The 12,553-nt window shown below is 57.9% G+C and carries 12 protein-coding genes; 8 read left to right on the top strand and 4 right to left on the bottom strand.

Going from position 1 to position 12,553, the window contains the following annotated elements; genetic code table 11:
* Window positions 1–525 precede the first annotated feature (525 nt).
* The 3 genes from OXR04_RS20500 to OXR04_RS20510 all read left to right on the top strand — a co-directional run bounded on the left by OXR04_RS20500 (window position 526) and on the right by OXR04_RS20510 (window position 2,403).
* The gene (locus OXR04_RS20500) at window positions 526–864 is read left to right on the top strand and encodes a hypothetical protein (protein ID WP_009093197.1); all 339 of its coding nucleotides are present in this window, start codon (window positions 526–528) and stop codon (window positions 862–864) included.
* Between the two features lie 197 nt (window positions 865–1,061).
* On the top strand, window positions 1,062–1,937 hold the full coding sequence (locus tag OXR04_RS20505) for a winged helix-turn-helix domain-containing protein (RefSeq protein ID WP_267372742.1): 876 nt from the start codon (window positions 1,062–1,064) through the stop codon (window positions 1,935–1,937).
* Window positions 1,930–2,403, top strand: a complete 474-nt coding sequence (locus OXR04_RS20510) for a hypothetical protein (RefSeq protein ID WP_058957536.1) — start codon at window positions 1,930–1,932, stop codon at window positions 2,401–2,403. Before OXR04_RS20505 ends, OXR04_RS20510 begins: the two co-directional genes overlap by 8 nt.
* A gap of 105 nt (window positions 2,404–2,508) precedes the next feature.
* Here the strand turns inward: OXR04_RS20510 and OXR04_RS20515 are convergent, their stop codons facing one another.
* Together OXR04_RS20515 and OXR04_RS20520 are read right to left on the bottom strand one after the other, a co-directional pair.
* Window positions 2,509–3,006, bottom strand: a complete 498-nt coding sequence (locus OXR04_RS20515; protein WP_267372743.1) for a FidL-like protein — start codon at window positions 3,004–3,006, stop codon at window positions 2,509–2,511.
* Window positions 3,003–3,827 (bottom strand): winged helix-turn-helix domain-containing protein, encoded by an 825-nt coding sequence (locus OXR04_RS20520; RefSeq protein WP_140923740.1) that lies wholly within the window; start codon window positions 3,825–3,827, stop codon window positions 3,003–3,005. The genes OXR04_RS20515 and OXR04_RS20520 overlap by 4 nt, the downstream gene beginning before the upstream one ends.
* A 316-nt stretch (window positions 3,828–4,143) precedes the next feature.
* Between OXR04_RS20520 and OXR04_RS20525 the strand changes: the two genes are divergently transcribed.
* Window positions 4,144–5,025, top strand: a complete 882-nt coding sequence (locus OXR04_RS20525) for an ROK family protein (RefSeq protein ID WP_154929191.1) — start codon at window positions 4,144–4,146, stop codon at window positions 5,023–5,025.
* 195 nt (window positions 5,026–5,220) lie between these two features.
* Here the strand turns inward: OXR04_RS20525 and OXR04_RS20530 are convergent, their stop codons facing one another.
* A complete protein-coding gene (locus tag OXR04_RS20530) occupies window positions 5,221–6,009 on the bottom strand; it encodes a MipA/OmpV family protein (RefSeq protein ID WP_267372744.1) in 789 nt (262 codons plus the stop codon).
* A 129-nt stretch (window positions 6,010–6,138) separates the two neighbouring features.
* Between OXR04_RS20530 and OXR04_RS20535 the strand changes: the two genes are divergently transcribed.
* The 4 genes from OXR04_RS20535 (at window position 6,139) to OXR04_RS20550 (ending at window position 12,268) form a co-directional block, all read left to right on the top strand.
* The gene (locus OXR04_RS20535) at window positions 6,139–6,834 is read left to right on the top strand and encodes a response regulator (RefSeq protein ID WP_267372745.1); all 696 of its coding nucleotides are present in this window, start codon (window positions 6,139–6,141) and stop codon (window positions 6,832–6,834) included.
* Window positions 6,831–8,000, top strand: a complete 1,170-nt coding sequence (locus OXR04_RS20540) for an ATP-binding protein (RefSeq protein WP_058957542.1) — start codon at window positions 6,831–6,833, stop codon at window positions 7,998–8,000. Before OXR04_RS20535 ends, OXR04_RS20540 begins: the two co-directional genes overlap by 4 nt.
* 93 nt (window positions 8,001–8,093) lie before the next feature.
* Complete coding sequence (locus OXR04_RS20545) at window positions 8,094–9,227, top strand: efflux RND transporter periplasmic adaptor subunit (RefSeq protein ID WP_267372746.1); 1,134 nt, start codon at window positions 8,094–8,096, stop codon at window positions 9,225–9,227.
* Complete coding sequence (locus OXR04_RS20550) at window positions 9,224–12,268, top strand: efflux RND transporter permease subunit (RefSeq protein ID WP_267372747.1); 3,045 nt, start codon at window positions 9,224–9,226, stop codon at window positions 12,266–12,268. Before OXR04_RS20545 ends, OXR04_RS20550 begins: the two co-directional genes overlap by 4 nt.
* A 38-nt stretch (window positions 12,269–12,306) precedes the next feature.
* Here OXR04_RS20550 and OXR04_RS20555 read toward each other — a convergent pair whose 3' ends face one another.
* On the bottom strand, window positions 12,307–12,552 hold the full coding sequence (locus OXR04_RS20555; protein WP_033736884.1) for a hypothetical protein: 246 nt from the start codon (window positions 12,550–12,552) through the stop codon (window positions 12,307–12,309).
* Between the last annotated feature and the right edge of the window lies 1 nt (window position 12,553).

A 12,553-nucleotide genomic window follows, 5' to 3' on the forward strand; every position in this document is an offset into this window, starting at 1 on the left:
TTAACATTAATAACACCACCTGCCATCAGTGACAGGGTCAGGAAGTGACCGTGCGTGATTTCAGTATCACGGAAGCTGACGTTTGCACCGCTGAATATTCAGGAGGAATGCTTCAACCGCGTTCTGCTGATATCTGCAAGGGATGTTGCGGTCGTCGTCATCATCGGGAATCACTCAACGGGCGTAAAGTCGCTGACGAACCCGTGCCAGCTCATTTCCTGACTGAAGCATAACGGCATAACGCCGCAGCAAAATTAATCGGACAAGAGATAAAAAGAGAAGCGCCAAGCCATTCACTTTATCGTCAGAATATTGAATGTGTAATCCTGATAGGTTATCCATGTAGCACAGGATAATAATTCAGAAAGGCATGCTGTAATAAAAAATGCCTGCTTTACCTGTTTTGAAACAAGACAGCATGTCACTGCCGTCATTTTGAAACAGCCTATGAAAAGTCATATTTTAACTTCTCAAATGAGAAGATAAGACATGGCTTAACTTTAAAATTAATCTGAGGAAATAATAATGCGCGATTTAAGCATGATGGAAATTGATGCCGTATCGGGTGCGGGCTTATGGGAATCACTCACCAGCAGCGTTCTGCTGGCAGCGGCAGGCTACGCTGCGGGTGCCACCATCGGCGGCATGCACGGTGGCGACGGTGGCGGTATCCTCGGCATTGGTGCCATTGGCCAGCTGGTGGGTATGTTGGGTGCAGGCATGATCGGTGCCGCGGCGGGTGCTGTCGCCGGTGCAATTATGGGCTGGAATGATTCAGAGTCAGTATATGCACTGGTCAATCAGTTTATCACTAACGCTTTCAACGGCACCTTCCAGGATAATGCGGCAAGCCGCTTGATCTGATGCTTATATGACTGGCGTTGACAAGGTGCAGAACATTCTGCACCTTTTTTTATGTCCGGTAAAAGCGGGCTGCGTTGTGACGCTGACCCTATAAAAATTCCCAAATGAAAATGGAATCTTAAAATGTCGCACAGATTGGAGGTAACAATAAGGGGGTAAAAAAGCTAGACTCAGATTTTTCTGCTGAGTTTAGCCTGATGCATAATCACTACATCATTAATGGATTTATTGAGTTTCATCCTGCGGCCAGTACATTGCGTAATCTGAACGATCCAGAAAAATGTGTAGTCCTCAATTCTCCGGCAGGCCGCTGCCTCTTATTATTAATCACACGAAATGACACGATTATTACGCAGCAGGAGTTTATGGAGATTGTGTGGGAGAGAAATGGGATGCTGGTTTCTCCCAATACCTTTTATCAGAATATTTCTATTCTGCGGAAGGGTTTAAAAAAGGTCGGGCTTGCGGAAGATCCTGTCGTAACAATCCCACGCGTCGGTCTGACACTGGCCAGTGGAACAGATATAAAGAAACGCAGTAGTGAAACGCACGTTGATGGCAGTCAGGAAAACACGCACTCCAGAGATGAAGATACTTTTGCGGAAGAACCTTATGATGAAATGAGCCTGCCATCCTCAGCGGATACTGAACAGGGCGAGCCGCTGGTGGCGCACGCTGCCCGGCAGGAATCGGGAGCACCGCTGAAATCTTTCCTGCCAGCGGTTTTACTCTGGACCATGAGCCTGGTCGCACTGATTTTGCTGATGGTAATTCTGAAAACTAACAACGCATCAGATGCGCCCCGCGTCCATTTTGATGAGTACCCTTTTCTGGCAGATATCAATGGATGCCGGGTTTATATTGCCGACAAAGATGCCCGTTCAGAGGAGAAAAAGAAAACGCTTTCTCTGGTTGAAAAATTGAAAAGCAGCTGCAGTCATTATCCCTGGGTCTATGTGACGCATTATGCGCTCCTGCCCAGAACCTCAGTCATTCGCTGCAATAAACCGATGAGCCAGAAAAATCAGTGCATTTCAGAATATCATTTCAGAGGATTGAATCCGGGTGATTAAAAAAACGCTTATCGTACTAACGGGTATCGTAATTTTAATGGAGGCGGCTTTTCTGGCCTACCCCTATCTGCAGCGCCGTCCCACAGAAAGTTTTAACTGTGTTGCAAACTTAGTAGAACATTACAGTGACGACATTTATCATCTGTCACTCAACTATATGATTCGCGATAACTTTGCGTTAGCTCATATCACCGGCTATTCAGAAATGAACCCTGGAAAGGTGTTTAATCGTAAAGTCTCCTTCAGCCTGCAGCGCAATGGCGATATCTATTATATGACCACTGAAAAAAATATCAGGCTACCGGATGACAATCTCAGTGATGACGAGATCAGCCAGTATCTCTCGCGGTTTTTCATCGCCTCTGAGAAGGAAGTTTATATGCGAATCATCAGGCAGAAGAACAAAAACTTTCTTTTTATGGTCAATTTTATCCCGACCTATATCTGCAATTCGATATCAGGTTAACAGCCTCTTAGTCCGATGCAGGGAAGAGCGGATACACTCAAAATGGCATAAAGCCTAACGTCCGGTTTCAACGCTTAACAGGCCCCTGCAGAGGCCTGCCGTCATTCAGTAACGCTTGCAGGTAAACAGATAGGAGAGCGGCCCGCTAATCAGGTAGGCCTGCTGATCCACCTGGCGCACATCCACCTGCAGGTAGGTCGGATCCAGCGTGATCTCCGCCAGCAGCAGATTGAATACCGCATCCGGGGTGGTATCGTTGGTCGAGGTGATAATCGATTTAATTTTATAGCGATAAGTATCGCTCTCTATTTTTCCCCCCTCGCTCAGTGCAATACGGCGATTGAGCGTGGTGACCTTATCTCCCAGCGTGACCTGCCCGTTGAGTAACAGATAACCGGAGTGCGCATCAATAAAACGCAAATCCTGCGACACCGCAAACTCGACTTTCTTCCCTTCCTGACGACTGAGATCGTAGCGGCTGAACGCCGAGCATCGGAACGGTAAATCAGTTTCCTGATGACGATAAAAATTGATGGCTGCAAAGGTAACCAGCAGCAATATGGCCAGCGTTGCCGTCAGCGTAAGAGTGGCGCTGCGTTTCAATTCATTCTCCAGTCGAGATAATAAACGTTGTCACAGGAAATGATGTGCCCACGCTCATCAAGATTACAGGCTGACAGCATCGTTCTGCCGTAGTTCGTGGTGGTGAACGCCGTGTTTTTATCGAAATAGATCCGTCGTCCGGCGCTGCAGGATTGATTATTTTCCCGGAGCATCTGCAGAATCTGTTGATCAATAGACTCGCGCTCTACCACATCCAGGCCTTTCAGCAGTACCGCTTCACAGCCGCCCGCCAGTGGCACAGTGGTCAGCCCGCTATTCTTCTGCGCAGGATGGATGAAGATGTAAAAGCTGAAGGCAACGATGAATATCGCCAGAAGAATCAGGGCCACACTCAGTTGTCGGGTCCTGCGCATCGGCTTTGCTACCGGAGCCAGAGAGGGTTCCGGCGCGGTGACGTTATCCGGCGGCACCTCGGAGTCTGTGCCCGCTACCGGCTCCGGCGCGATATCAGACACCGCCACCGGCTGAGCCGTTTGCCGGACAATCCTGATCTCCGGATTCAGTCGGATGCCAATCTTCGGCAGGGTCATTATCAGATTCTGGCAACCATAGGCCGCAAGCGCCCTGCGCAGAATACTCAGATACTGATTCAGATTACTGTTAGATCCGCGCAGGCCATACCGGTCCCACACCTCTGTCAGTAAGGTGTCACGCGACAGGATTTCTCCGCCAGAATTCAGCAGCTGCTCAAACAACCGGCCGGAAGAGATACTCAGGCTCAGCGACTCCTGAGTAGGTATATGGCTCAGCGTACAGTCATCTGAATTATACGTAATCTGGTCATCGATAATGTAAATCATTAAGAAATCACTGAATTTGCGCTCATTGCCGACAGTATAATTCAGCTGGATTGAAGAAGCACCAGGCAGGGTTAATCCGGTAAATCAATACCGAAAACATTCGCTTAACAGAAACATCGCCGCCGGAATGTTCACTATTCTCCGCACCGCTTACTTAATAGCAGCACCTTCCATTATTAACGCTTCGCTCATGGCGCCCTGTTCCGGCAGCTTTATAAATCTGTACCTTTCCTGACAAAATTGCGGCTGCCCGGCCGCCTGCGATTTTATTTCAACACTACAATTAATCGCACCAACATCATTTCAGAGAACGTTGATGAATATTGCAGCTTTTGATATTGGCGGTACCTCTTTAAAAATGGGCGTGGTGGACGATCGGGGAAACATTCTGACGCAGGAGAGCGCCGACATTTCCCACAACGCGCGGGACAAAATTCTGGAAGAAATAGTGGGCTGGCTGGAGAAGAATCCCGGCTGTGAAGGTATCGCCGTGAGTACGCCAGGCTATATCGACCCCGATAAAGGCTTTATTGAGATGGGCGGCACCATCCGTGATTTTGACCAGTTTCATCTGAGCCAGTGGCTGACGGAGAAAACATCCCTGCCTGCCACGGTGGAAAACGACGCGCACTGTGCCCTGCTGGCGGAATACTGGCTGGGCAAAGCGAAAAAACTGAACGACTTCCTGATGCTGACCATCGGAACCGGGCTGGGCGGAGCCGCTTTCTGCAACGGTGCGCTGATTCGCGGTGGCCGGAACCGGGCCGGTGAGTTTGGCTGTCTGCTGACCTCACGTCCCACCAGCAGCGACATTGAACGCCACACCATGAGCCAGAGCTGTACCATGACCGCGCTGCGGGAGAATTACAGTCAGCTCACCGATCGGCCTGTCGACGACGTCAGTGGCAAAGATGTGTTTGACGCCTGCGACCGCCAGGAAAAAATGGCGCAGCAGGTGGTGGAAAAATTCTACCAGGATCTCGCGGCCTGTTTATATAACCTCTTCAGCGTCTTTGATCCGCAGATGATATTTATCGGCGGCGGCATTACGGCGCGGGAACCTTTCCTTGAAGAACTCGCTGAGCAGCTGGAAAAGTATCAGATTGATATTCGCATTGATGCGGCCACCTACGGCAACGACTCCGGCATGCTGGGTGCAACATGGAATTTCCTCCAGCGCCAGCCACAGAAAAATTAGCTGACCGGTCACAGACAGCGTCAGGATAAAGGAGACGCCCAACCCTCTCTGTCGCCTCCCTGTCGCGCCGGCCCGGCTCCGGCGCATCAAACAGGCTCAGTGCAGCACCGGTCAGGGTAAAGACCAGCAGATATAACAGAATGAGCGCGACAAGCAGAGCACGGTGACTGCGCATCCCGCTTATTCCCATGTGGCTCAGAAGGTGTAGCTGAGGGCCAGCGTGACCCCGGCACCGTCGTGCCGTGCGACAAGGGGACTGTCGGAGGCAGATTTATCGAGCCAGCTGTAGTCACCCGTGACGCTGGCTGCCCAGGCAGGGGTCAGCTGATGACTCCAGGTCAGGCTGGCGTCCGTCCCGTAGAATCCCCCTGAAGCGTTATACCGTGCAAACCCGCTGCGCGCGCTCTGCTGGCTGTTCACGCCGTACCAGGTGTTCATGTAGCGTCCATCACCGAACAGACCGGCCACCTGCAGCGCCACGGTATCATCCGCGGTCTGCCAGGGGATCAGGGTGACGGACGTCCGGTACTGCACGCCCTGACTGTCACTCAATGGCAGCGTCGCTTTCCCCTCCAGCACCAGCCACGGCGTTACAGACCAGCCCAGCGCCAGCGCGGTATTGACCGTCGCGTCGATATTTCCCATTCCCCGCAGCCGGTCATCCCCGTCACGCCAGGAGGAGTTCCGGTCTGAGCGGCCCAGCCCGTAGCCCAGCGTATGCTCAAGGTAAAGTCCGTTATCCGCCTGCAGGTCATAGCCGATACCTTTTTGCGAATCGAGAAAAAACGCCCCGTCGCGCGCCTGAATCACCGGCATCACCTGCCAGTGATTCCTCTTTGCGCCGCTGTAGCGCGGTGCGTTGATGCCCGCAATGCCCAGCGTCATGCTGGGTGGCGGCGTTGTACTCTCTTCGGCCATCGCGGCGGCGGCACTGAAACCCAGCGAAAAACAGACCATGTGAAGCGTTATTTTTCCGGTTATCATCACGTTTCCTCATTATCACATTTGGTGCGGAGCTGGGGAGTCAGTACCGCGTCACCGGAGGTGAGTATGCGAGGCGCGTATCAATGAACGGCCAGGGATTTATGAAGAAACAGTCAAGGTGGTCCGGAAATGCAGGAAAAACGTGTACTGATTATTGAAGATGACGCGGATGCAGCGGGCGTCCTTGAGGCTTACCTGAAACGTGAAAACTATGCGGTTACGATAGCCGGTGACGGACCGGGCGGGCTGGAGGCGGCCAGACGCTGGCAGCCGGATCTGATCCTGCTCGATATCATGCTGCCCGGCATGAACGGCACCGAGGTGCTGGCGGCGCTGCGGCGGCGTGACGATACCCCGGTGATCATGGTCACGGCGATGGGTGACGCGCCCGATCGCATCGGTGCGCTGCGCTATGGGGCCGATGACTATGTGGTAAAACCCTATCATCCCGGTGAAGTGGTGGCGCGCGTGCAGGCCGTTCTGCGCCGCAGCCAGCCGCCCGCGGCCGCGGCCGGGGTCCTGCGCTGGGCTGGTTTAACGGTCGATCCCGAGGCGCTCACCGCGATCGTGGAGGGTGACAGCGCCGCCCCACACCGGCTCGATCTGACGCCCACCGAATTTTCCCTGCTGGTCACGCTGATGCGCGCCCCGACGCGTCCCTTTACCCGCCTGTTTCTGCTGGAGCACTGCCTGCCGGAAAGTGATGCGCTGGAGCGGGTAGTCGATACCCATGTCTACAACCTGCGCCGTAAACTCGAAGCCGCTGGCATCTCTGATGTGCTGCCAGCGGTGCGCAGCGTCGGCTATCGGTTCAGACAGCCATGAAGAACGCAACCCACACCTCACTGTGGCGCTGGATCTGCATCCGGGTTCTGTTGCTGGCGATAGGCAGCGTAGTACTGATCGCCCTCTGTATGTGGCTGCGATTTGCGGTGCAGGCGGTCTGGGTCTACCACCGGATGCCCCCCGCGCTGGTGGAGGAGTTCACCCGGCTGCGCCAGCATCCCGCCAGCGATCCGGCGCGCTTCCATCAGATTGTCGATCAATACTGGGGCATCAATTTTTCCGATCCGTCGCTGGCCTCCTCTGACTGGCTGACCGTCATCCTTCTGGTCGTGGTCACCATTCCGCTTATGGTACTGATCGCGCTGCGCTTTGCGCGTCCGCTCTCCGCACAGTTCAGCCAGCTGGCAACGGCGGCGCGTGCGGTGTCGCAGGGGGAGTTTGGCCGCCCGGCGGCGGTCGTTGACGCGGCTCCGCAGGAGCTGGTGCGCTTTACCGAAGACTTTAATCAGATGACACAGCAGCTGGCGCGTTACGAGCGCGAGCTGCGCGCCTCTCACGTCGCGATGGCGCACGAACTGCGCTCTCCATTGACGGCGGCGATGGGCCGTCTGCAGGGCATTCTGGATGGCGTTTTTCCGGCCGACCCTCAGCAGCTGGCGATGATCATGAAGCAGCTGACACAACTGAGCCGGCTGACTGACGAACTGCATCTGCTGTCACTGGCGGATGCGGGGCAGCTTACGCTGAACCCGGAGTGCTTTAACCCCGCCGAGCTGCTGCGTGAGCGCACTGGCTGGCTGCTGCCGCAGGCAGAGCAGGCAGGCCTGACCCTCCGCGTGAAAGCCCCTGACAACCTGCTGCTCTGCGCCGATGCGTTCCGGCTGGGGCAGGTGGTGACCATCCTCTGCGAAAATGCGCTGCGCTACGCGGCGGACGGCGGTGTGCTGCTCATTTCCGCCAGCCGGGACGCCCAGGCCACGATACTGACCTTTCGTGATTACGGTCAGGGCGTGGATCCGGACTTCCTGCCACAGCTGTTTGACCGCTTTACCCGCGCCGACTCCTCACGCGCCCGCCACTCCGGCGGCAGCGGACTGGGATTGTCCATTGCCAAAGCCATTGTCGACGCGCACGGCGGGACGATCACCGCCTCGCTACCCGCCGACGGCGGCCTGCTGATTCGGATAACACTCCCGGATCGATAAATTGTTCTGACTTGACCATTTCTTGATGGTTCATGGAACGTTTCTGGACACGGGCCGGGTTCAATGAGCACAACTCATTACAGGAACCCGGCTATGACAGACTTCTTATCTGATGCTGCCCGCCAGATCTGGCGTCACCTCTTCTCTGTTCACCTCGTGGTGCCGTTCGTCTTTGTGCTGTCCGGGGTGCTGATTATGACCGGCTGCCGCGATAACAGTGCGGCCCCGCCGCCAGCTCCGCCCCGCCCGGTAAAAGCCGTGACCGCGCCGCCGCCCGGCGGTGCGGCCTCTCTGCGGCTGACCGGTGAAATCCGGGCGCATGACGAAGTCACCCTGGCCTTCCGGCTCGACGGGCGGGTCGTCAGCCGCACGGCTGAACTGGGCGATCGGGTCAGTGCCGGGCAACCGCTGGCGGCGCTGGAAAACGATCAGACGCGTAACCAGCTGAGCAGCGCCCGGGCCGATCTCGACAGCGCCCGGGCTGCGGAGCGGGTCGCCGCGCTGAATCTGCATCGGATGCGGTTGCTGATGCCCGGCGGTGCTATCGCCCGCAGCCAGCTGGACAGTGCCCAGGCGGACTGGCAGAGCGCGCAGTCCCGCCGTCTCAGTAGCGAAGCGGCGCTGAAAAATGCTCAGGATAGCCTCAGCTGGACCCAACTGACGGCTCCTGCTGCGGGCCGGATCACCGCTATCACGGTTCAGCCGGGTCAGGTGGTCAGCGCCGGACAAAGCGTAATGACGCTGGCCGCAGGGGATGCTCGCGATGCGGTGTTTGATCTGACCACCACCGAGCGGCTGCAGATCGCTGATCGCACACCGCTGAAGGTGACGCTGCTTGCCGACCCCGGCACCGAGGCCAGCGGCACGGTCCGTGACATCAGTCCGCAGGCTGACCCGCAGACCCGCACCTGGCGGCTGCGTGTCACGCTGAATCAGCCGCCCGAGGCGATGGCGCCCGGTGCCACCGTGATGGTTACCCTGCCCGACTCGCAACCGCCGGTCATCGCCCTGCCCGCCAGCGCCCTGACGCGCTTAGCCGACCAGCCGGCGCTGCTGGTTGTGGATGCGGCTTCCCGTCTGCAGCTTCGTCCGGTGGTGCTGGCCCGCTTTGACGCTCAGCAGATCTTCGTCGCATCCGGTATTCAGCCGGGCGAGCGCATCGTTACCGCCGGCGTCGCCACCCTGCAGCCCGGCGAAAAAGTGTTGCCTGCGCAGGAGGAACCATGAAAAAACCGGCTGGCTTTAACCTCTCTGGCTGGGCGCTGGCGCATCAGCAGCTGGTGGTCTTTTTCATGCTGCTGGTGATGGCCGCGGGCGTGATGAGCTATGAACATCTGTCACGCAATGAAGATCCGGCGTTTACCATCAAAACCGCGGTGGTCTCTGCCCAGTGGCCGGGCGCCGACGTTAATACCATGGTGCAGCTGGTGACAGACGTGCTGGAGCAGAAGGTGCAGGAACTTCCCTCTCTCGATACGGTGGAGAGTGAGACCCGCGCCGGGCAGACGGTCATTTATGTCAATCTGCGTGACGATACGCCGCCGTCTCAGGTCGCGGGCATCTGGTATCAGCTGCGCAAAAAGATGCAGGATGTGAGCACCTCTCTGCCGCAGGGCGTGCAGGGTCCGGCGGTGAACGACGAGTTTGATGACACCTTCGGCACGATTTATGGCTTCACGGCGGAGGGCTTTAGTGCCCGTGAGCTGCGCGACCGCGTCGATAACCTGCGGCGCGCTCTGGCGACCCTGCCCGACATCGGCAAAACCCGGCTGCTGGGGGTGCAGGAGCAACAGGTGGTTATCGCCTTTTCTCCGCAAAAGCTCAATGGCATGGGTCTCGATTTGCAGCAGGTCAGCGACGCCATCAACGCGCAGAACGAGGTCGTTCCGGCGGGCAGCCTGCGCACCGACCGCGAGAATATTGCGCTGCGGGTCAGCGGCACCCTGACCTCCGTCGACAGCCTGCAGGCGATGACACTGCATATCGGCGATCGCTTTATCCCGCTGACCGATCTCGCGACGATCAGCCTGCAACCCGCCGAACCGCCCGCCCCGACGTTCCGGGTCAATGGCGTGCCCGCTATCGGGCTGGCCGTCTCCATGGCCGCCAGCGGCAACCTGCTCGACTTTGGTCAGCAGCTGAATCAGCGCATGCAGACGCTGGCTGGTCAGTTACCACACGGCATCACCATGACCCGCGTTGCCGATCAGTCTGCGGTGGTAAAAACGGCGGTCAGCGGTTTTGTGCGAATCCTGGGCGAAGCCGTGGTGATTGTGTTAGCCGTGTCGTTTATCTCGCTGGGGCTGCGCGCCGGACTGGTGGTGGCGGCGGCGATCCCGCTGGTGCTGGCGATGACCTTTACCGGTATGTTGCTGGCCGGTATCGGGCTGCAGCGCATCTCGCTGGGTGCGCTGATTATCGCACTGGGGCTGCTGGTGGATGACGCCATGATCACCGTCGAGGCGATGGTGGCCCGGCTGGAAGCGGGTGACAGTAAGTGGCAGGCCGCCACCTGGGCGTTTAAAACCACCGCCTTTCCGATGCTGACCGGCACGCTGGTCATGATCGCCGGGTTCATTCCGGTTGGGTTCGCCGCCTCCAGCGCCGGCGAGTACTGCTACTCGCTGTTTGTGGTGATCGCGCTGGCGCTGCTCTGCTCGTGGGTCGTCGCGGTGATCTTCTCTCCGCTTACCGGCTGCTGGCTGCTGTCGGCAAAACTGAATCATGCCGACCCGCGACCGGGCGTGCTGATGCGCGGCTATCACTGGCTGCTGGAAGTGATTCTGCGTCATCGGGGCGTGACGGTCAGCGCGGCGCTGGGGGTGCTGCTGGTCAGCCTGTACGCCACCACGTTTATGCAGGGTGAATTTTTCCCGGCGTCCGACCGCCCCGAACTGCTGGTCAGCCTCACGCTTCCCGCCAGTGCGACGCAGGCTGAAACCACGCGCCGGACCGCACAGCTGGAAGAGGTGCTGCGCCATGACCGCGATGTCGCCAGCTTCAGCAGCTACGCAGGGTCGGGCGCCATCCGTTTCTATCTGCCGATGGATGTGCTGCTGGAGAATGAAAACATCGCGCAGCTGGTGGTGGTCGCCAGAAACCTGTCGGTGCGCGACCGGCTGCAGCGCAGGCTGGAGAGCAGGCTCGGTGAGAACTTCAGTGATATCACCACACGGGTCTCGCCGCTGGAGCTGGGACCACCGGTTGGCTGGCCGCTGAAATATCGCCTTACCGGACCGGATTATGGTCATGTCCGGCTGGCGGCGTCCCGGCTGGCGGCGCTGATTGCCCGCTCACCGCTGACCCGCGAGGTCAATCTGACTGCCGGAGAACCGGAGCGCGTCATGACGCTGGCCGTCAATCAGACTGAAGCCCGCGCGGCCGGACTCTCCTCCGGGACGATAGCCCGTGCCCTGAATACGCTGATGTCCGGCAGCGTGGTGACGACACTGCGCGACCGCAACCGGCTGATTGATGTGGTGTTACGCGGCAATGACGCCGAGCGGCAGGATACGGCGACGCTGGCGGGTTTGATGATCACTAATGCCAGCGGTCAGAAGATCCCGCTGCGCCAGGTGGCGACCCTGAAGTGGGGCGTGGATGACCCGGTGATCTGGCGACGTCAGCGGCTGCCCTACATCACGGTGCAGACGGATATCGCTCCCGGCCAGCGGGCGGAAGCGGTCTCTCAACAGCTGGCACCGGCTATCGCCGCCCTGCGTGCTTCCCTGCCTGCCGGGTACACGATTGAGGAAGCGGGCACGGTAGCGGAGTCGGACAAGGGCAACAGTTCGGTCTTTGCCCTGCTGCCGATGACGCTCTGCGCCATGCTGGTCCTGCTGATGATTCAGCTGCAACGCTTTTCCGGCATGCTGCTCGCGCTGAGCATGGCCCCCTTCGGCCTGCCCGGCATCGTTTCCGCCATGCTGCCGACCGGCACCCCGCTGGGATTTGTGGCGCTGCTGGGGATTATTGCACTGGCAGGTATCATCATCCGCAATGCGGTGATCATGATCAGTGAAGTGGATGCGAATGCCCGCGCCGGGCTGGCCGCGGTTGAGGCCATCCGCCAGGCGGCGCATCACCGCGCGCGGCCTATCCTGCTGACCGCCTGCGCCGCGATCCTCGGCATGATCCCCATCGCCCATCAGGTTTTCTGGGGACCGATGGCGCTGGCGATTATCGGGGGGCTGGTCAGCGGAACGCTGGTGACGCTCACCGTGCTGCCCGCCGCGTTAAGCCTGTTGATGCAGCGCCGGTCGCGCTGAAACGGTGTCAGGCGATCGCGCGGGATCGCCTGACATGCTCAGTTCATCACCTCCACCAGAATCAGCGGGCACTTTCTGACTTTACAGGCCTGGGTATAGGCCAGCGAACAGACCGAACAGAGGTCGCGCACGTCAGACTGGTACTCATACTCCATGAAATAGCGGAACTGGCCACCCGCCGAATCTGTTCTCCAGAATCGCTGCGGCTCCAGAATTTCATCCAGTTGCCTGAATGTCAGGGCTGACGGGTTATGAAACCCGACTCTTACGCGGTATGTAGTCATG

The organism is Pantoea sp. GM_Pan_3 (assembly GCF_026541045.1).
GTDB classification, from domain to species: Bacteria; Pseudomonadota; Gammaproteobacteria; order Enterobacterales; family Enterobacteriaceae; genus Pantoea; species Pantoea anthophila.